The 19,975-nt window shown below is 68.7% G+C and carries 14 protein-coding genes; 11 read left to right on the forward strand and 3 right to left on the reverse strand.

The window, feature by feature from the left end; all coding sequences use genetic code 11:
- Nucleotides 1-33 precede the first annotated feature (33 nt).
- The 3 genes from AC4EEO_RS12775 to AC4EEO_RS12785 all read left to right on the forward strand — a co-directional run bounded on the left by AC4EEO_RS12775 (nt 34) and on the right by AC4EEO_RS12785 (nt 3,109).
- Complete coding sequence (locus AC4EEO_RS12775; RefSeq protein WP_491338977.1) at nt 34-1,845, forward strand: acetyl/propionyl/methylcrotonyl-CoA carboxylase subunit alpha; 1,812 nt, start codon at nt 34-36, stop codon at nt 1,843-1,845.
- 17 nt (nt 1,846-1,862) lie between these two features.
- Nucleotides 1,863-2,300, forward strand: a complete 438-nt coding sequence (locus AC4EEO_RS12780) for a YybH family protein (RefSeq protein ID WP_018762985.1) — start codon at nt 1,863-1,865, stop codon at nt 2,298-2,300.
- A 77-nt stretch (nt 2,301-2,377) separates the two neighbouring features.
- The gene (locus AC4EEO_RS12785) at nt 2,378-3,109 is read left to right on the forward strand and encodes a glutamine amidotransferase (RefSeq protein WP_491338978.1); all 732 of its coding nucleotides are present in this window, start codon (nt 2,378-2,380) and stop codon (nt 3,107-3,109) included.
- Nucleotides 3,110-3,166: 57 nt separating this feature from the next.
- On the opposite strand, the gene AC4EEO_RS12790 is transcribed toward AC4EEO_RS12785, so the two are convergent.
- Nucleotides 3,167-4,576: an MFS transporter gene (locus tag AC4EEO_RS12790; protein ID WP_018762983.1), complete on the reverse strand. Its 1,410-nt coding sequence runs from the start codon at nt 4,574-4,576 to the stop codon at nt 3,167-3,169.
- A 279-nt stretch (nt 4,577-4,855) separates the two neighbouring features.
- Here AC4EEO_RS12790 and AC4EEO_RS12795 point away from each other — a divergent pair, with 279 nt between their 5' ends.
- Genes AC4EEO_RS12795 through AC4EEO_RS12805 form a run of 3 tightly spaced genes read left to right on the forward strand, consistent with a single transcriptional unit; the run spans nt 4,856 to nt 10,090 of the window.
- A complete protein-coding gene (locus AC4EEO_RS12795; RefSeq protein WP_491338979.1) occupies nt 4,856-6,331 on the forward strand; it encodes an MFS transporter in 1,476 nt (491 codons plus the stop codon).
- A 1-nt stretch (nt 6,332) separates the two neighbouring features.
- Entirely contained in the window at nt 6,333-8,540 is a 2,208-nt protein-coding gene (locus AC4EEO_RS12800; RefSeq protein ID WP_491338980.1) for a molybdopterin oxidoreductase family protein, read from the forward strand.
- Nucleotides 8,537-10,090 carry an FAD-dependent oxidoreductase gene (locus AC4EEO_RS12805; RefSeq protein ID WP_133832167.1) on the forward strand — a complete coding sequence of 518 codons (1,554 nt, stop codon included), beginning with the start codon at nt 8,537-8,539 and terminating at the stop codon, nt 10,088-10,090. The genes AC4EEO_RS12800 and AC4EEO_RS12805 overlap by 4 nt, the downstream gene beginning before the upstream one ends.
- Nucleotides 10,091-10,123: 33 nt before the next feature.
- On the opposite strand, the gene AC4EEO_RS12810 is transcribed toward AC4EEO_RS12805, so the two are convergent.
- A complete protein-coding gene (locus tag AC4EEO_RS12810) occupies nt 10,124-11,539 on the reverse strand; it encodes an NAD(P)H-quinone dehydrogenase (protein ID WP_026264929.1) in 1,416 nt (471 codons plus the stop codon).
- Nucleotides 11,540-11,643: 104 nt separating this feature from the next.
- Here AC4EEO_RS12810 and AC4EEO_RS12815 point away from each other — a divergent pair, with 104 nt between their 5' ends.
- Together AC4EEO_RS12815 and AC4EEO_RS12820 are read left to right on the forward strand one after the other, a co-directional pair.
- Nucleotides 11,644-12,462, forward strand: a complete 819-nt coding sequence (locus AC4EEO_RS12815; RefSeq protein WP_491338981.1) for a purine-nucleoside phosphorylase — start codon at nt 11,644-11,646, stop codon at nt 12,460-12,462.
- A 58-nt stretch (nt 12,463-12,520) separates the two neighbouring features.
- Complete coding sequence (locus AC4EEO_RS12820; protein ID WP_491338982.1) at nt 12,521-14,263, forward strand: phospho-sugar mutase; 1,743 nt, start codon at nt 12,521-12,523, stop codon at nt 14,261-14,263.
- Between the two features lie 49 nt (nt 14,264-14,312).
- On the opposite strand, the gene nirD is transcribed toward AC4EEO_RS12820, so the two are convergent.
- Nucleotides 14,313-14,693 carry a nitrite reductase small subunit NirD gene (gene nirD, locus AC4EEO_RS12825; RefSeq protein WP_133832166.1) on the reverse strand — a complete coding sequence of 127 codons (381 nt, stop codon included), beginning with the start codon at nt 14,691-14,693 and terminating at the stop codon, nt 14,313-14,315.
- 258 nt (nt 14,694-14,951) lie between these two features.
- Here nirD and nirB point away from each other — a divergent pair, with 258 nt between their 5' ends.
- From nirB to AC4EEO_RS12840, 3 genes are read left to right on the forward strand one after another with little or no spacing between them, the layout of a single operon-like run.
- A complete protein-coding gene (nirB, locus tag AC4EEO_RS12830) occupies nt 14,952-17,594 on the forward strand; it encodes a nitrite reductase large subunit NirB (RefSeq protein ID WP_491338983.1) in 2,643 nt (880 codons plus the stop codon).
- Nucleotides 17,595-17,596: 2 nt separating this feature from the next.
- On the forward strand, nt 17,597-18,628 hold the full coding sequence (gene cobA / locus AC4EEO_RS12835) for a uroporphyrinogen-III C-methyltransferase (protein WP_491329593.1): 1,032 nt from the start codon (nt 17,597-17,599) through the stop codon (nt 18,626-18,628).
- A gap of 14 nt (nt 18,629-18,642) precedes the next feature.
- Entirely contained in the window at nt 18,643-19,791 is a 1,149-nt protein-coding gene (locus tag AC4EEO_RS12840; protein ID WP_018762973.1) for a uroporphyrinogen-III synthase, read from the forward strand.
- The last annotated feature ends 184 nt before the right edge of the window (nt 19,792-19,975 follow it).

Raw genomic sequence — 19,975 nt, forward strand, 5'->3', positions numbered from 1 at the left:
CGCTAGGCTCCCTGAAGGAAAGAAGGAGACGCCTTGTCAGCAAATTTGGAGCAGTCCGCAGGTCCCACGCAGTCGACGACCCTCACCAAGGTGCTGATCGCCAACCGCGGGGAAATCGCCGTCCGCATCATCCGTGCGGCCCGGGACGAAGGCATCGCCTCCGTGGCCGTCTACGCCGACCCCGACCGGGACGCCCTGCACGTCAAACTCGCCGACGAGGCCTATGCCCTGGGTGGCACCACGGCCGCCGAGTCGTACCTGGTGATGGACAAGATCATTGACGCCGCCCGCCAGTCCGGCGCCGACGCCATCCACCCCGGCTACGGCTTCCTGGCCGAGAACGCCGACTTCGCCGCCAAGGTCATCGCCGCCGGCATCACCTGGGTCGGACCCTCCCCAGAGGCCATCTCCGCCCTGGGCGACAAGGTCCGGGCCCGCCACATCGCCGAGAAGGTCGGCGCCCCGCAGGTCCCCGGCACCGCCGACCCCGTGGAATCCGCCGAGGAAATCCTGGAATTCGTGGACAAATTCGGCCTGCCCGTGGCCATCAAGGCGGCTTTCGGCGGCGGTGGACGCGGCATCAAGGTGGCCCGCACCCGCGAGGAAATCCCCGAACTCTTCGAGTCCGCCGTCCGCGAAGCCACCGCCGCCTTCGGCCGCGGCGAGTGCTTCATCGAGCGCTTCCTGGACGCTCCCCGGCACGTGGAGACCCAATGCCTCGCCGACGCACACGGCAACGTCGTGGTGGTCTCCACCCGCGACTGCTCCCTGCAGCGCCGCAACCAGAAACTGGTCGAAGAGGCGCCCGCCCCGTTCCTCACCCCGGAACAGAACCAGCGGCTCTACGAATCCTCCAAGGCCATCCTGAAGGAAGCCGGTTACCTGGGCGCGGGGACCTGCGAGTTCCTGGTGGGCCAGGACGGCACCATTTCCTTCCTTGAGGTCAACACCCGCCTCCAGGTGGAGCACTGCGTCTCCGAGGAAGTCACCGGAATCGACCTGGTCCGCGAGCAGTTCCGGCTGGCCCGCGGCGAGGAACTCGGCTACGGCGACCCCGAGGTTCGCGGCCACTCCTTTGAATTCCGCATCACCGGCGAGGACCCGGGCCGCAACTTCCTGCCCTCCCCCGGCACCATCAGTGCCCTCAAGAACCCCACCGGGCCCGGCGTGCGGATCGATTCCGGTGTGGAGCAGGGCGATGTCATCAGCGGCAACTTCGACTCGATGCTCTCCAAGTTGATCGTCACCGGCGCCACCCGCACCCAGGCACTGCAGCGCTCCCGGCGTGCCCTGGAGGAAATGGTGGTCGAGGGCATTCCCACCGTCATCCCGTTTGATCTCGCCGTGGTCAGCAACCCCGACTTCGCCCCCGCGGAGGGCCCGTTCAAGGTCCACACCCGCTGGATCGAGACCGCCTTCGTCAACGACATCCCCGCCTGGACACCCAGCGGCACCGCGGAAGAAGAGTCGGAGGCCGGCGAACGCCAGCGCGTCGTCGTCGAGGTGGGCGGCAAGCGCCTGGAAGTGGTGCTCCCCGCATCCCTCGGCGTCCCCGGCACCGCCGCAGCCGCCGGCAAGCCCGGCAAGTCCAAGAAGCGCTCACGGTCAGCAGGTCCCGCCGCAGCCACGGGCAATGCCCTCACTTCCCCGATGCAGGGAACCATCGTGAAGGTCGCCGTTTCGCACGGTGACGTGGTGTCCGAGGGCGACCTGGTGGTGGTCCTGGAGGCCATGAAGATGGAACAGCCGCTGACGGCGCACCGTTCCGGCACCATCACGGGACTGACGGCAACGGCGGGCGAAACTGTGTCCGCCGGCGCGGTCATCGCCACGATCGAAGACTAGAAAGCGCTGCGCCGGACATGCTCGCACCAAGCTTCCAGGAAGAAGTGGACCGCTACCACCAGGCGGTTCCCGAAATCACCCGGGGCAACCCGGCCCCGATCAAGGACCTGTACTCCCGGCAGGACGATGTCACCCTGGCCAACCCGTTCGGCGGCATCGCCCGCGGCTGGGCCCAGGTGGAGGCCCGCCTTGACCAGGCGGCCCGGCAGTTCCGCGACGGCGAGATGCTGGGCTTCGACACTGTCACCTCCTACACCGCCCGCGACACCGCCTACCTGGTGGAAACCGAGCACTTCCGGGCGCGGCTGGACGCCGCGTCCGCCACGGAGGAATTTGCCCTGCGCGTCACCAGCATCTTCCGCCGCGAGGAAGGCTACTGGAAGCTGGTGCACCGGCACGCGGACCCCGCCGCCCGGCCCCAGTCCCGGCGCTCCCTGACCCAGCCCGCCGCCTGACCTGCCGCCGCACCCGGTTCGCCGTCGGGACGGTCCGGGTGCTGGCAGGGCGCGCCGCCAGCAGGCAGACTTAGCAGATGCTGCCTTTCCTGCTTCTCGCATCCCGGGCCGAGGATGCCGCCGCCGACGACGAATATGCGGCCTACCTGCGGTACGGCGGACTGGAAGAGCGCGAACTTCACCGGGTCCGGCTGGAGGCCGCACCGCTGCCCGCACTGGACCTTTCGCGGTACTCCGGGGTGATCGTCGGCGGCAGCCCGTTCACCTCCAGCGATCCGCCCGGGAACAAGAGCGCGGTGCAGCACCGGGTGGAACGGGAACTTTCGGGCCTCCTGGACCAGCTCGTGTCGCTCGACTTTCCGTTCCTGGGTGCCTGCTACGGGGTGGGAACCCTGGGCACACACCAGGGCGCGGTGATCGACCGGACATACGGCGAGCCGCTGGGCGCCGTAGAAATCGAGCTGACGGAGGCGGGAATGCAGGATCCCCTCCTCCACGGGCTGCCCCGGATCTTCACGGCCCTGACCGGCCACAAGGAAGCGGTCAGTTCCCTGCCACCGCACGCGGTGCTGCTGGCGCGCTCCGCCACCTGCCCGGTCCACATGTTCCGGGTCAAGACCAACCTCTACGCCACCCAGTTCCATCCCGAACTGGACGCGGAGGGGCTGGTGACCCGGATCGACATCTACCGGCACGCCGGGTACTTCCCGCCGGAATCCGCCGGGGAACTGATGGCGGCGGCACGCCGGTCCACCGTGACCGAGCCCATGACCGTCCTGAAGAACTTCGTGGCACGCTACGCCCGCTGAGCATGACAATGCCCGGCGGGCCGGATGGCCGCGCCGGGCATTGTGGCGTTGGAGAAATCAGGCCACGTTGTTCTCGTAGTCAAGGTCGCGGGTTTCGCGCGTGAGGAACAGCGCGATCAGTGTCAGCACGGCCATGGACGTCAGGTACAGGCCCACCAGGACGGGGCTGCCCTTGGCCGCTTCCCAGAGCGCGACGGCGATGAACGGCGCCACTGCTGCACCCAGGATGCTGGAGAAGTTGTAGCTGATGGCAGAGCCGGTGTAGCGGACGTTCGTGGGGAACAGTTCCGGCAGCAGCGCCCCCATGGGCCCGAAGGTCAGGCCCATCAGGGAGAAACCAAGGATCAGCAGGCCCATGGTGCCCACGAACCCGCCGCTGAACAGCGGGACGAACAGCAGGCCGAACACGAAGATGCCGGCGGTGACGGCCATCAGCATCTTGCGGCGGCCGTACTTCTCGGCGAGCGGGCCGGAGACCAGGGTGAAGATGCCGAAGAAGACGACGCCGGCGATCAGCATCCAGAGGAAGTCGTTGCGGGTGTAGCCCAGGCCGGGGACGAACGCGGCAGCGGCCGCCTCCGTCATGGGCTTTCCGGCCTTTTCGGCGGCCGCCTGCGCACCGGCCAGCGTGGGCTTGGTGCCGTAGGTGAGGGTGAACGTGGTCATCAGGTAGAAGAGCACGTAGGTGGCCAGCATGATGAAGGTGCCCAGGATCAGCTGGCGCCAGCTGGTCTTGAAGACGCGGCCCAGCGGAAGTTTCGCCACTTCGTTGGATTGCACCACCTTGGTAAAGGCGGGGGTTTCGATCAGCTTGAGCCGGACGTACAGGCCCAGGATGACCATGACGGCGCTGAGCAGGAACGGTACGCGCCAGCCCCAGGCCGCGAAGGCCTCCGGCGAGAGCGTGTAGCTGGCCACGAGGAAGATGACGTTGGCGATGATGAAGCCAATGGGGGCGCCCAGTTGCGGGAAGGTGCCGTAGATGGCGCGCTTGTTGGCGGGCGCGTTTTCCGTGGCCAGCAGGGCCGCGCCGCTCCATTCGCCGCCCAGGGCCAGGCCTTGGGCAAAGCGCATGATGACGAGCAGGGCCGGTGCCCAGAATTCCCAGCCCGGTACCAGGGCGGTGGGGAGGCAACCGATCAGGAAGGTCGCAATGCCCATGGTGAGCAACGACGCCACAAGGGTTCCCTTGCGGCCAAACTTGTCACCGAAGTGGCCGAACACGATGGAGCCAAGTGGACGTGCGACGAACGCCACGCCAAAGACGGCGAAGGAGCTCAGCAGCTGGGTGGTCTCGTTCTGGCCCGGGAAGAAGAGCTTCGGGAAGACGAGCACGGCGGCAGTGGCGTAGACGTAGAAGTCGTAGAACTCCACGGTGGTGCCGATCAGGCTCGCCACGATGACGCGGCCGCGGGAGTTCACCGGCTGGTGCGAACCGGGCACCGTGGTGGTATCGGGGGATGACATAGGTAAGCGCTTTCGTGAGACCGGCCGGGCACAGGCGGGGCCGCCTCCCGGCTCGAATAATTAGAGTTCGATCTTACTTCGCTGCGTCCAGTCAATGGACGAATCGTCCATCATGCGGACACGTGTTGTGCGTCTCACCATGCGGGCCTCCACACCGGGCCTCACGCCGACGTACAGGCCCGGATAGGCAAAAGTCACAGCGCGTTAACAAACATCGTCCGTCCGCGAAACGAGCCGTCCCTACCTTGGAGGAACAACATCCCCTGAAGGAGGTAACCCGTGACTGTTGACCGCACCGTTGATGCCGGCGCCGGAAATACCCTTGACCTCGAAGAGGCCACTGGACCGGCAGCCGTTGCCGCATCCGCCAGCGCACAGCCCGGCCGTACCCGCACCACAGACGCCCCTGCCCTTGAATTCCGCCCCGGCCGCTGGATCGCCAACTGGGATGCCGAGAACAAGGAGCAGTGGGAAACCGCCGGCCGCGTTATCGCCCGCCGCAACCTGAACTGGTCCATCTTCGCCGAGTTCCTCGGCTTCGTGGTGTGGCAGCTGTGGTCCATCGTGGTGGTCCAGCTTCCCGCCGCCGGCTTCACCTTCTCCACCTCGGAGATCTTCTGGCTCATCTCGATGCCCAGCCTCGTGGGCGCCACCCTCCGCATTCCCTACACGTTCATGGTCCCCCGCTTCGGCGGACGGAACTGGACCATCGTCTCCGCACTGCTGCTCCTGATCCCCTCCACCGGACTGGCGCTGTGTGTCTCCAACCCGGACACGCCGTTCGGCGTCATGCTCCTGGTGGCTGCCCTCGCCGGCTTCGGCGGCGGCAACTTCGCCAGCTCCATGGCCAACATCACGTTCTTCTACCCGGCGAGGGAAAAGGGCTGGGCGCTGGGCCTGAACGCCGCCGGCGGAAACCTGGGCGCCGCCGTCGCACAGCTTGCCGTCCCGATCGTCATCACCCTCCTCGCAGCCGGCACCGTCAACCTGCCTATGGCCGGGTGGATGTGGGTCCCGTTCATCCTGCTGGCAGCATTCGGCGCCTTCAAGTACATGAACAACCTCACCAGCGCCAAGGGCGACGTGGCCGGCTCGGTCGCGGCGCTGAAGGAACCGCACCTGTGGATCATGGCCCTGCTGTACATCGGCACCTTTGGCTCCTTCATCGGCTTCGCCGGCGTGTTCCCCAAGCTCATCAAGGACTACTTCCCCGCGTTCTCCTCCATCGGAGTGGGGACCGTGGCCCTGTCCCTGGCCTTCCTGGGCCCCCTGGTGGGTTCGCTGGCCCGCCCGTACGGCGGACGCATGGCGGACCGGATGGGCGGCGCCCGGATGACCGTTGCCGCCTTCGCCTCCATGGCCGTGATCACGCTGACCATGGTTTGGACCCTCCCGCTGAAGAACTTCCTGCTCTTTCTGGTCCTTTTCCTGATGCTGTTCACCGCCAGCGGCTTCGGCAACGGCGCCACCTACCGGATGATCCCGGTCATCTTCGCCACCTCCAGCCGGGCTGCCCGCAACGGTGCCAACCCGGTGGCCACCCAGCGCCTGGCGTCCTCGGCCCTCGGACTGATCTCCGCGATCGGAGCCTACGGGGGCTTCGTGATCCCCCAGGTGCTGAATGCCTCCAGCACCGCCAGCGGCTCCTACACTCCGGCCTTCTACGGATTCGTCGGCGCGTATGTCCTCATGCTGGTGGTCTGCTGGACCTGCTACATCCGCAACGCCGGCCGGAACGCGATGGGGCACGTCTAACATGACCAAAAGCGCCGACACGCACTGCCCCTACTGCGCCCTGCAGTGCGCCATGACGCTCACGTCCCCCGCGGACCTGGCCCCGGCTGAACAGCCGGGGCCAGGCCCCGTGCCTGCCCTGAACCCCGCGGCAGCCCTGGAAGTTGCCGGCCGGGACTTCCCCACCAACCGCGGCGGACTCTGCCGCAAGGGGTGGACCTCCCCCACGCTCCTGAACCACGCGGGCAGGATCACCGAGCCGCTCCTGAAGGGTCCCGACGGCGTCCACCGGCCGATCGGCTGGGACCAGGCCCTGGACCTGGCCGCCTCGGCAGTCCGGGATGCCCGCGCCCGCCACGGGGCCGACTCCATAGGTGTTTTCGGGGGCGGCGGACTCACCAACGAGAAGGCCTACCAGCTGGGCAAGTTCGCCCGGCTGGCACTGGGGACCTCCCGGATCGACTACAACGGCAGGTTCTGCATGTCCTCGGCAGCGGCCGCCGGCATGCGCGCCTTCGGCGTGGACCGCGGCCTGCCCTTCCCGCTCGAGGCCCTGGATGCCGCCGGCACCATCCTCATGCTGGGTTCGAACGTCGCCGAGACCATGCCGCCTTTCGTCCAGCACCTGCAGGGTGCCCGCAATGCCGGCGGACTGATCGTGGTGGATCCGCGCCGCTCCGCCACGGCAGCCTTCACAGCCGACGGCGGCGGCATCCATCTCCAGCCACTGCCGGGCACTGACCTGGCCCTGCTGCTCGGGCTCTCGCACGTGGTCATCCACGAAGGCCTGGCGGACACCGGCTACCTGCAGGAGCGCACCACGGGCTACGACGCCGTAGCCCGCAGCGTCAACGCCTTCTGGCCCGAGCGCGTGCAATCCCTCACCGGCGTGCCCGCGGACCTGATCCGGGAAACCGCCCGCAGGCTGGCCGCCGGAGCACAGGCAGGCGGCAGCTACATCCTGACCGGCCGCGGCGTGGAACAGCACGTGGACGGCACCGACACCGCCACCGCCGCCATCAACCTCAGCCTCCTGCTCGGCCTGCCGGGCTCGGCCCGCAGCGGCTACGGAACGCTCACCGGGCAGGGCAACGGCCAGGGCGGCCGCGAGCACGGCCAGAAGGCGGACCAGCTCCCCGGCTACCGCAAGATCACCGACCCCGCCGCCCGGGCCCACGTCGCCGCTGTCTGGGGCGTCCCCGAAGCGTTGATCCCCGGGCCCGGCCTGCCCGCCGTCCAGTTGCTGAAGTCGCTGGGACAGCCCGACGGCGTCTGGTGCCTTTTCGTGCACGCCTCCAACATCGCCGTGGCCGCCCCCGACGCCAACGCCGTCATCAAGGGTCTGCGCAGCCTGGACTTCCTGGTGGTGTGCGACTTCTTCATGTCGGAGACCGCCGCGGAGGCCGACCTCATCCTTCCGGTCCTCCAGTGGGCCGAGGAGGAAGGCACCCTGACCAACCTGGAAGGTCGCGTCCTGCGCCGGCGCCGCGCCATCTCCCCGCCTGCCGGTGCCCGCAGCGAACTGTGGATCATGGCCCGGCTGGCTGAGCGGTTGGACGCCCCCTCCACCTACAGCGAGGACCCTGAGACGGTCTTCGAGGAACTGCGGCTTGCCTCCGCGGGCGGGCTGGCCGACTACTCGGGCATCGACTACGCCATGCTGGACCGGGGCGAAGCCGCCTACTGGCCCTACCCTGCCGGCAGCACCGGCACGCCGCGGCTCTTCCGGGACGGCTTCGCGCACCCCGACGGCAAGGCGGTCATGGTCCCGGTGGTTCCACGCCGCCGTCGCCCCTCCACTGCGGACCCCGGCGCAAACGCGGCGGCCGGCGCCAAGGAAATGACCCTCATCACCGGGCGCCTCCTGGAGCACTACCAGTCCGGCGCGCAGACCCGGCGGGTCCACGAACTTCTCGCCACCCAGCCGGAAGCGAAGGCCCAGATCCACCCTGCGGCCGCCGAGGCACTCGGCATCACCGCCGGCTCGCTGGTCTCCGTGGCCAACGCACGCGGCGAGGTGGTGTGCCGGGCGGAACTCACCAGCGCCATCCGGCCCGAAACGGTCTTCCTCCCCTTCCACTTCCCGGGATCCGAAAGCGCCAACCGGCTGACCGAAGCAGCCACCGACCCCATCTCCGGGATGCCTGAATTCAAGTTCAACACCGTGTGGGTCCGGCCCGTGGCCGCCCCCGATTCCGCCCGCATGCTGCAAAAGACGGAGGCCTCATGAGCGAGCAGATTGTGATCGTGGGATTCGGCCCCGTGGCCGCCAGGCTGGTGGACGAGGTCCTGCCCGCCGTCCGCGGCGGGCACGCCCGGCTCACCGTAGTGGGTGAGGAGTCCGAGGCCGCCTACAACCGCGTCCTGGTGGCGGACCTCGGCGTCGGCCGCACCACCGCCGGCGCCCTGGCCCTCGCCGACGCCGCCGACCTGGCAGCCGAGGGAGTGGACGTCCGCCTGGGCGTGCGGGTCAAGCGGGTGGACCGGGCGCGGCAGCAGGTCCTGCTGTCCGACGGAACCGTCGTGCACTACGACAGGCTGGTGTTTGCCACCGGATCACGGCCCGTCATCCCCAACCTCACCGGAATCAACCCCGATCCCGCCTCCCCCGTGCTTCCCGCCGGGGTCACGGCCTTGCGCGATCTCCGCGACGCGGACGTGCTCCGCCAGGCGGTGGACGGCGGCAAGCGGGTGGTGGTCCTGGGCGGCGGCGTCCTCGGGCTGGAGACGGCACTCGCGGCCGCGGAAGAAGGGGCTACGGTCACCGTGGTCCACAACGGGCCGCACCCCCTGGGCCGCAGCATCGATCGCGGCGGCGGGGCCGTCCTGGCCGCCGGGCTGCGCCGGTGCGGCGTGAGGGTGGCAGGCAACGCCCGTTCCACGGGCGTTGAGCACAACGCGCCCGACGGCGGCTTCTCGGCGTTGCTGCTCGACGACGGGTCCGCGATCGACGGCGACCTCCTGGTCATCTCGTGCGGGGTCCGTCCCCGAACCGAACTGGCCGAAGGCTGCGGACTGTCCACCGGCACCGGGATCCTGGTGGACCACCGGCTGCGGGCGCACCACGAACCGCACATTTTTGCCATCGGCGACTGCGCGGAGGTTCGCTGCCCGGATCCGGGCTGCGCCGCATGCAGGAACGCCATGGGCCCGTCCGGGCTGGTAGGGCCCGGCTGGCGCCAGGCCGAATGGTTGGGCGGCTACCTCACCCTGCTGGCCGAAGGGGCAGCGGCGGAGGCGGACCTGCTGCCGGCCCTGCCGCCGGAACAACCGGCCGTCGTGGTGCTGAAGGCCCGTGGCCTGAACATGGCGGTGGCCGGGAACAACGGCGCCGACCCCTGGGACGAAGAAGCGCTCACCGCAGGTGCCGTCAACGGCAGGCCGCGCCTGCAAATCGCCCAGTGGGCCGATCCGGAGCACGGCCGCTACGTCAAGATGACCACCCGCGGCGGCGTCCTGGAGGGCCTGGTGTCAGTGGGAATGCCGCGGACCGCGGCCGAACTGGTGGGCCTTTTTGAACGCGGCGCCGAACTGCCCGCCGACCGTTCCCTGCTCCTGCGCCTGGACGGGCCGGACCTGGTCCCCGGCGCCGCCGACCCCGCAGGCACCGTCTGCCGGTGCGCCGGTGTCAGCGGAGCGGCGATCCAAGGCGCTGTGGAGGGCGGCTGCTCGACGGTGGCGGACGTGTCCAAGGCCACCCGGGCAGGCACCGGCTGCGGCGGCTGCCACGAGGACATCAAGGGGCTTATCGAGAAGCACTTCTCCCCGGCCCTCCCCTAACCCCGCAAGGCCACACGGGGCCCCGGCCTTGCCCTACATGTGGACGTGCAGGCGGCGGGCGGCCTCGGAGATGGAGCCGGTCAGCGACGGGTACACGGTGAAGGTGCTGGCGAGGTCGTCCACGTGCAGCTTCTGCTTGACCGCGATGGCGATCGGGAAGATCAGCTCGGACGCGTTGGGCCCCACCACCACGCCGCCGATGACGGTTCCGGAGCCCTTCCGGGCAAAGATCTTCACGAAGCCGTCCTTGGCGTTGCGCATTTTGGCGCGGGCGTTGCTGCGCAGCGAAAGCTTGATGATGTCCGCCTGGTATTTGCCGGACTCGATCTCCGCCTCGGACACTCCCACGTTGGCGATTTCCGGGGACGTGAAGATGTTCGACGCCACCTGGTGGAGCTTGAGCGGGGTCACGCCGTCGCCCATGAAGTGCGCCACAGCGATGCGGCCCTGCATGGCGGCCACGGAGGCCAGCGGCAGGACGCCGGTGCAGTCGCCGGCGGCGTAGATGTTCGGGGCCGTGGTGCGGGATACCCCGTCAACCTTGATGTGGCCGCTGTCGCTGACGGCCACGCCGGCTTCTTCAAGGCCCAGTCCGGCGGTGTTGGGGATGGAGCCCAGGCAGAGCAGGCAGTGGCTGCCGGTCACGGTGGAGCCATCGGCGAGGGTCACCACGACGCCGTCGTCCGTACGCTCCACGGACTGGGCGCGGGAGCGGGACAGGACCCGGACCCCACGGCGCTCGAAGACTTCTTCCAGTACCACCGCGGCGTCGACGTCGGAGCCCGGCAGCACGCGGTCGCGGCTGGAGACCAGGGTGACCTTTGATCCCAAGCCGTTGTAGGCGGAGGCGAATTCGGCACCCGTCACGCCGGAGCCGACGACGATCAGTTCCTCGGGAAGTTCGTCAAGGTCGTAGATCTGGGTCCAGTTGAGGATCCGCTCACCGTCCGGGCGGGCAGTTTCCAGTTCGCGGGGGTGCGCGCCAACAGCCAGCAGGATGGTGTCGGCTTCCACCGTCTCGGTGCCGTCAGCGGTCAGGACCTCGATGGTGTGGTTATCCACGAGGCGGCCGGACCCGGCAATGATCCGCACACCCACCTTCTCCAGGCCCTCGCGGATGTCATGGGACTGGGTGCGGGCCAGGGTGAGGAGGCGGTCATTGATGTGCTTAAGATCAGCGTGCATCACCGGCACGAAATCGCCGCCGTCGACGTCGAATTTCACGCCGAGCTCGCCCGCCTCGGCCACCCGGGCCATGAGGTCTGCCGTGGCGATGAGGGTCTTGGAGGGAACGACGTCGGTCAGCACCGCGGAGCCGCCGAGCCCGGCACGTTCGATGATGGTGACCGTTGCCCCCAGCGAGGCGGCGACCATGGCCGCCTCGTATCCGCCGGGACCGCCTCCCAGGATCGCGATTCGGGGGGAACTGAAATCTGGATGCGTAGTCACAGTCATCCATTCTCGCCCATCTCCGGCCTGACCACCAAGAAAACAGGGCGTTTTCCGGGCCGGCCGTGATGAGGGCAACAGTGGCGGCAGGATAACTTGTACTGGTGAGTACAACAGACTTCCTGAACACTGACCCGTTTGCCGCCGCCCGGGCCGCCGCTGACTACATCGCCGAGGAGACCGGGGTGGACCGCCACGACGTCGCCTTGGTCCTCGGTTCCGGCTGGGGCGAGGCCGCCGACCTGATCGGCGAGACCACCGCCACCCTCTCCGCGGAGGAGGTCCCCGGCTTCCATGCCCCCGCCGTGGAAGGCCATGTGGGAACCATCCGGTCCGTACTGACCAAGGACGGAAAACGCGCCCTGGTCCTGGGTGCGCGGACCCACTACTACGAAGGCAGGGGCGTCCGGGCAGTGGTGCACGGGATCCGGGCCGCTGCGGCCGCCGGGTGCAAGACCCTGGTCCTCACCAACGGCTGCGGCGGACTCAACGAGGCGTGGACGCCCGGCACCCCCGTGTTGATCAGCGACCACATCAACCTCACCGCTGCGTCCCCGCTGGAGGGCGCAACGTTCGTGGACCTGACGGACCTGTACTCACCGCGCATCCGTGGACTGGCCCGCGAGGTGGATCCCACCCTGGACGAGGGCATCTACGCCCAGTTCCCCGGCCCGCACTACGAAACCCCGGCTGAAGTGCAGTACGCCAAGCGGATCGGGGCGGACCTGATCGGCATGTCGACGGCACTGGAGGCCATTGCCGGCCGCCACGCCGGAATGGAAGTGTTCGGCATCTCCCTGGTCACCAACCTGGCAGCGGGCATCAGCCCCCAGCCGCTCAGCCACCAGGAAGTCATCGAATCCGGCCAGGCCGCGGGCCCGCGCATCTCCCGGTTGCTGGCTGACATCATCGCCCGGCTCTGAACGCCCCTGACCGCCGGGGTGCGGGCAACGGACCTGCAATGACGATAGCGTTAGGCCCATGACGTCTTCCGATGCCGAACTTCGCCTGCTTGCCGAGGCCCGGGAATGGGCCGCCCTGGATCCGGATCCCGCAACACAAGCATCGCTGCTTGGGCTTGTGGGGCTCGTTGAAGAGGGCGACCCCGCGGCACGGCAGGAGCTGGAAGACAGCTTCCGCGGCACGCTGCAGTTTGGCACGGCGGGCCTGCGCGCCGCCCTCGGACCCGGGCCGAACCGGATGAACCGGGTGGTGGTCCGCCGCGCCGCAGCCGGACTGGCGGCCTTCCTGGTGGACGCCGTAGCCGAAGCTGCGTCCGGCACCCGGCCGCGCGCCGTCGTCGGCTATGACGCCCGGCACAACTCGGATGTCTTCGCGGCCGAAACGGCCGCCATCTTCACCGCTGCCGGCATCGAGACCTTCCTGCTCCCGGCAGCCCTCCCCACTCCCCTGCTGGCCTACGCCGTCCGCGCCCTGGAATGCGACGGCGGCGTCATGGTCACCGCCAGCCACAACCCGCCGCAGGACAACGGGTACAAGGTCTACCTGGGCCGGCACGCAGTGTCCGCCGACGGCGACGGCGCCCAGATCGTGGCCCCCTACGACGCCCGCATCGCCGCGCGGATCAGCGCCGTGGGCCCCGTCGGCTCCATCGAACTGGCGGCCGGCGGGTGGACCGTGCTGGACGGCTCGCTGGCCGCCGACTACCAGCGCGCGATTGCTGCACTGGCCATGCCGGACCGCTTCCCCGCCCGCGACCTGCGGATCGTCCTGACCCCGCTGCACGGCGTGGGTGGCGGGACGGCACTGGAGGTCCTGAACGCGGCAGGTTTCACGGATGTCACCATGGTGGCCGAACAGGCCGAACCGGACCCCGAATTCCCCACCGTCAGCTTCCCCAACCCGGAAGAACCCGGGGCACTCGACCTCGCCCTCGAAGCGGCCGAACGGCTCGACGCCGACCTGGTCATCGCAAACGATCCCGACGCCGACAGGGCTGCCGTCGCCGCCAAGGACCCGGACACCGGCGCCTGGCGGATGCTCCGCGGAGACGAAGTCGGCGCCCTCCTGGGGGCCCACATCGCCGCCCGGCTCGCGGACGCCGGCACCGAAGCGGACCACCAGGGTGTCTTTGCCAACTCGATCGTGTCCTCCCGCCTGCTGGCGCGCGTCGCCGCTGCCGCGGGCTTCGCCCATGAAGTAACCCTGACCGGGTTCAAATGGATCTCCCGGGTTCCCGGCCTCACCTACGGCTACGAGGAAGCGCTGGGTTATTGCGTCGCGCCGGACCTGGTGAAGGACAAGGACGGCATTTCCGCGGCCGTGCTGATCGCCGAACTTGCTGCCGCCGCCAAGGCCGCCGGCAAGACCGTCTTCGACACCCTCGATGAGCTGTACCTCCAGCACGGCCTGCACGCCAGCGACCAGCTGAGCATCCGGGTCGCAGACCTGGGCCTCCTGGACGCCATGATGAACCGGTTGAGGGTTTCGCCGCCGGAATCGTTCGGGCAGTCCGCGGTGGAAGTCTTCACCGACCTGGCAGAGGGAAGCGGCCAGCTGCCGCCCACGGAGGGCCTGCTGTACATCACCAGGGACCTGACCCGCGTGATCATCCGGCCCAGCGGCACGGAGCCCAAGCTCAAGTGCTACCTCGAAGTGATCCACCACGTGGGATCCGCCGCCGAACTGCCGGAGGCGCGCCAGGCGGCGCGTGCCTCCCTGGACGAGGTCCTGCACGACGTCAGCGAGGCACTGGGACTTTAACCGCGGAAAGGGGCGCCGCCTGGCGCCCCTTTCCTGTGTGCGGGAAGTCCTAGAGTTCCACCTCGACGAACCCGTCGGTGATCCGGGTGTTGAAGGCGGCCAGGCGCAGGCCCGGAGTGGTGAAGCATTCACCGGTCTCGAGGTCGTAGACCTCTTTATGCAGCGGCGAGGCGATCGTGGGGCGCGTGCCCTTGGAACCCAGGATGCCGCGGGCCATGACGTGGGCTCCGGTGGCCGGATCCTCATGCGCCACGGCGAAGACTTCGCGTGGACCGGTGCGGAACAGCGCCACCTGGCGGCCGGCAAGCAGCGCTGCCTCGCCCCAGGCGGGCTCAAGGTCCTCCACCGCGCAGACGCGGTGCCAACCGGTCCCGGATCCGGCGGTGTCTGATTCGGCGGCGAGCGCCCCAAGTTCCAGTGTTGCCGTCATGTCCGGCTCCTCTCCTGTGCCTGTCATCCCTGCAAGCGGCTGCTTGTGATGCCGTGTCCAACGCTAGGTTCCGGGTGTTTCAAAGGGGTGCGGTGAATGTGTCCGGCGGGTAAAAGAGACCTCACGCGGCCGGAAATGCGCTCGTGATGCAGAAGTTAAGTTGACGAAACAAAAGGGAAACTGAGGCGAAACTGCCCCTCCCTAGGCTGGGAGCACAAGCTGCAGAGCACCGTCTGCGGCCCATGCGAAAGGCCCACAGTGACCGAACAGACTTCAAGCACCGAGACTCCGCGCCGCATCGTCGTCGCCGGCGGCGGCCCTGCGGCCCACCGTTTCGCGGACGCCATGCATGCCCGCGGCCTCGACGGCTGGGATGTCACGGTCCTCACCGAGGAAGCCCACCTCCCCTACGACCGCGTGGCCCTCTCGAAGGCCCTCACGGACACCGGTGTGGACCTGACGCTGGGAGCGACCTCCATGTGGGAGCACGGCTCCTTGACCCTGAAGACCGGCGAGCGCGTCGTGAAGGTCAACGCTGAGGCCAAGACCGTGGAGACGGCCGCCGGCAACACCTACGAATATGACGAACTGGTCGTGGCCACGGGTTCGGACGCCGTCCGCCTGCCCATCCCCGGCGCCGGGCACGCCCACGTCTACCGGACGCTGGAGGACGTGTGGGCCATCAACAAGGCCGTCGCCGACCTCACCGCGAAACTCGGCCGCAAGATCAACGCGGTCACCATTGGCGGCGGGCTCCTGGGACTGGAATCCGCAGCCGGCACGGAACAGCTCGGCGCCACCCCTGTGGTCATCAACGGCGCCCCCTGGCTCATGAACACCCAGCTGGACGAGGGCGCGGGCCAGGCCTTGGGCCGCCTGATCGAAGCCAAGGGCTTCGAGGTCCACGGCGGTGTCTTCCCGTCGGAGATTTTGGCGGACGACGACGGCCAGGTCACCGGAGTGCTGATGGCCGACAACAGGATCATCCCGGCCGACCTGGTCATCGTCGCGGTCGGCGTCAAGCCCCGTGACGAACTCTTCCGCGCCGCCGACGGCGAAGAGCAGCTTTTCAGCCTGGGCCCGCGCGGCGGCGTGGTCATCAACGACTACTGCGCCACCGAAGTCCCCGGCATCTGGGCCATTGGCGAGGTAGCCAACTTCGGGGGCATGTGCCTTGGCCTGGTGGCGCCCGCCAACACCATGGCCGAGATCGTCGCCGACCGGCTGCACGGCGGCGACGCCACGTTCCCCGGCTTCGACACCGCCACCAAGCTGAAACTCTCCGGCGTGGACGTGGCCAGCTTCGGTGACGCTTTTGCCCGCACCGAGCACGCCCTCGAAATCGTCTACGCGGACCCCGCCCGCGGCGTCTACCAGAAGATCGTCACCACGGACGACGCCAAGACCCTCCTGGGCGGCATCTTCGTCGGCGATGCCTCTCCCTACATGAGCCTGCGGCCTCTCCTGGGCCGTGAACTCCCCGCAGAGCCCGGCGCGTTCCTGACCGCGGCCGGCGGCGGCGAAGCTCCCGAAACCGAGCTCCCGGACGACGCCACCCTGTGCTCCTGCAACAACGTCACGGCAGGTACCATCCGCGACGCCATCAACGGCTGCGGCGCCTGCGACGGCAACGCCCCGGTCCAGGAACTGGGCGAACTGAAGGGCTGCACCCGTGCCGGCACCCAGTGCGGCTCCTGCGTGCCCATGCTGAAGAAGCTGCTGGAAACCGAACTCACCAAGTCCGGCGTCGAGGTCTCCAAGGCCCTGTGCGAGCACATCGAACTGTCCCGCCAGGAACTTTTCGACGCCATCCGCGTCCTGGGACTGACCTCCTTCGAGGAGATCATGGCCAAGTACGGCACCGGGGCCGGCTGCGACATCTGCAAGCCCACCATCGCCAACATCCTTGCCAGCCAGAACAGCGCCTACGTGCTGGACGCCGGCCGCGGTACCCTGCAGGACACCAACGACCGCGCCCTGGCCAACATGCAAAAGGATGGCACCTACTCGGTGGTCCCCCGCATCGCCGGCGGGGAGATCACCCCCAGGAAGCTCGGCGTGATCGCCGCCGTCGCCGAAAAGTACGGCCTGTACACCAAGATCACCGGCGGCCAGCGGATCGACATGTTCGGTGCCCGGCTGGAGCAGCTGCCGGAGATCTGGAAGGAACTGGTGGACGCCGGCTTCGAGTCCGGCCAGGCGTACGGCAAGAGCCTGCGCACGGTGAAGTCGTGCGTCGGGTCCACCTGGTGCCGGTTCGGTGTCCAGGACTCGGTGGCCATGGCCATCCAGCTGGAGCTGCGCTACCGCGGCCTGCGCAGCCCGCACAAGCTGAAGATGGGCGTCTCCGGCTGCGCCCGTGAGTGTGCCGAAGCACGCGGCAAGGACGTGGGCGTGATCGCCACCGCCGACGGCTGGAACCTGTACGTCGGCGGCAACGGCGGAGCCACCCCGGCCCACGCCCAGCTGCTGGCCAAGGACCTGGACGACGAAACCCTGATCAAGTACATCGACCGCTACTTCATGTACTACATCCGCACGGCGGACCGCCTGCAGCGCACGGCCCGCTGGCAGGAGGAGCTCGACGGCGGCATCAAGCACGTTGAGGACGTGGTGGTGAAGGACACCCTGGGTATCGCCGAGGACCTTGAGGCCGCCATGGCCAAGCACGTGGACACGTACGTGGATGAATGGGCAGACACCCTCAAGGACCCCGAACGCCTGCGCCGGTTCCGCTCCTTCGTCAATGCCCCCGACCAGAAGGACGACTCCATCACCTTCGTCCCGGACGAGCGCGGCCAGATGCGCCCCGCCACCCCGGAGGAAAAAGGCAAGGTCCTGATCGGGGCTTCCATCCCGGTCCGCGCCGCCACCACGGAAACCCCTGGAAACGAGGCATAGCCATGCAGCTCAGTATCGACCTCACCGGCCGGAACGTCCTGGTGGCCGGCGCCCCGGATGCCGCGCGGCAGGCGGTGCGGCGGTACGAAGCCGCGGGCGCCGTCGTCCACCGCGTTGGCAGCCCCGAAGAGGCGCGGCTCGTCCACGTGCCGGAGCGGCTGTTCCTGGTCGCCGCCGTCGAGGACGGACAGAACGGCTGGGGCGCTTTCCTTGACCGCTGCCGGAACGCCGGCATCCCGGTCGCTGCCGAGCCCGCCGCCGGCCCGGCCGGCCACGTCACCCTGGTGGGCGGCGGCCCCGGCACGGGCGACCTGCTCACCGTGGCTGCCGTCAAGGCGCTCCGGGACGCCGACGTCGTCTTCTACGACCGGCTGGCCCCGTACCAGGAGCTGCCGCGGCTGACCTCCGCGGAGCTGGTGGACGTCGGAAAGAAACCGGGCCACCACAAAGTCAGCCAGTCGGACATTGAAAAACTGATGGTCGAAAGCGCCCTGGCCGGCAACAACGTGGTGCGCCTCAAGGGCGGGGACCCCTACGTCTTCGGTCGGGGCGGGGAGGAAGTTGCCGCGTGCGTGGCCGCCGGTGTCAAAGTGCACGTCATCTCCGGCGTTACCAGCGCCATCTCGGTCCCGGCCGCGGCAGGCATCCCGGTCACCCACCGCGAGGTCAGCCACATGTTCACCGTGGTCTCCGGACACGCGCCGCTGACGGAGAAGGAGCACCACCACCTGGCCGGCCTGGGCGGGACCATTGTGGTGCTCATGGGCATTGGCACCCTGCACCAGCTGGCAGCGGGCTTGCGCCGCGCCGGGATGCGCCCGGACATGCCCATGGCCGTGGTGGAGCGGGGCTACCGGCCCGGCCAGCGCACCACCATCGCAAACCTGGGCACCATCACCTCCGCCGCTGCCGGCTGCAGCAATCCCGCAGTACTGGTGATCGGTGAGGTGGTCCGGGTGGCCGAAGCCAACCGGCAGCACGCCGGAGCCGCCGCCGACCTGGACATGCTGGCGGCCTCGCTGCTGGGATCATGAAAGGATTGACCCCCATGACTGCACTTGCACCGGCCGAACCCACGCAGGCTGAAGAAACAACAGATGCCGCGGAATCGCCGCTTGAGGGGTTCCGCATCGGCGTCACCTCGGACCGGCGGTCACGCGACCTGATCGAGGCCCTGGAGCGACGGGGTGCCGAAGTGCTGCATGCTCCGGCGCTGAAGATCGCCCCCGTCCAGGAGGACATGCGCCTGATCGAAGACACCAGGGCCATCATCGCCGCCAAACCGGACCTGTGCATCGCCACCACCGCCTACGGCATGCGCCGGTGGTGCGAGGCCGCTGACTCCTTCGGAATCGGCGACGAACTGCTGGAAACGCTGGGAAGCTGCCGGATGTTCGTCCGGGGACCCAAGGCCCGCGGGGCCGTGCGTGCGGCCGGCCTCGCCGACGTCGGGATCAGCAGCGACGAAACCACTGCCACGCTGGTGGACATGCTGCTCACCGAAGGCGTCCGGGGCAAGACCGTCGCCATGCAGCTGCACGGCTACACCGACGTCCGCCAGATCGAACGGCTCCGGATGTCCGGCGCCACGGTCCTGACCGTGACGCCCTACCGCTGGGTCAAGCCCGACGGCGAGGACAAGCTGCCGCGGCTGATCGAGGCTGCCTGCAACGGAAACCTGGATGTCCTCACGTTCACCAGCGCCCCCGCGGTGGACGCGATGTGGAGCACGGCCCACGAGATGGGCCTGTACAAGCAGCTGGTGGAGAGCCTGAAACTGAATGTCACTACCGCGGTGGTGGGTCCCGTCACGGCGCAGCCCCTGCTGGACGCCGGGGTGACCCCGCTGATCCCGGAACGGTTCCGGATGGGAGCCCTCATCCGCCTGGTGTGCGAGCACCTGGCATTGAACCACGTCCGGCGGCTCGACACCCGCTCCGGAAACATCGAGCTCCGGGGCCGCAGCCTTCGCATCGATGGCCGGCAGGTGGAACTGGCCCCCGCCCCGCTGCTGCTCCTGCGGGCGCTGCTCGGTGCCGGGGGCGCGGTCCTGTCCCGCGAGTCCCTTTCGGACCTGCTGGAGCTCCGTGGTTCCGTCCACGCGCTGGACATGACCGTGAGCCGGCTGCGGTCGTCGCTGCCGGACGGCAAGCTCATCGAAACCGTGGTGAAGCGGGGCTACCGGATCCGCGTTTGAAGTCCGGGGGCGGCCGAATGTGTCCGCCGGCTCCCGGATGAGAGGTGCGTCACGGGTTCTGTTACCGGCCGGTAAATACTGGCGAACAGCACCCTCCGAAACAGCAATGGACGGGTAACACAACCGAAAAAGCAGGCCCCTACGCTGGGGTGCATCACGAAGTTCCGGCCGGTTAACGGCCACC

It is taken from the genome of Pseudarthrobacter sp. MOO13 (assembly GCF_058267655.1).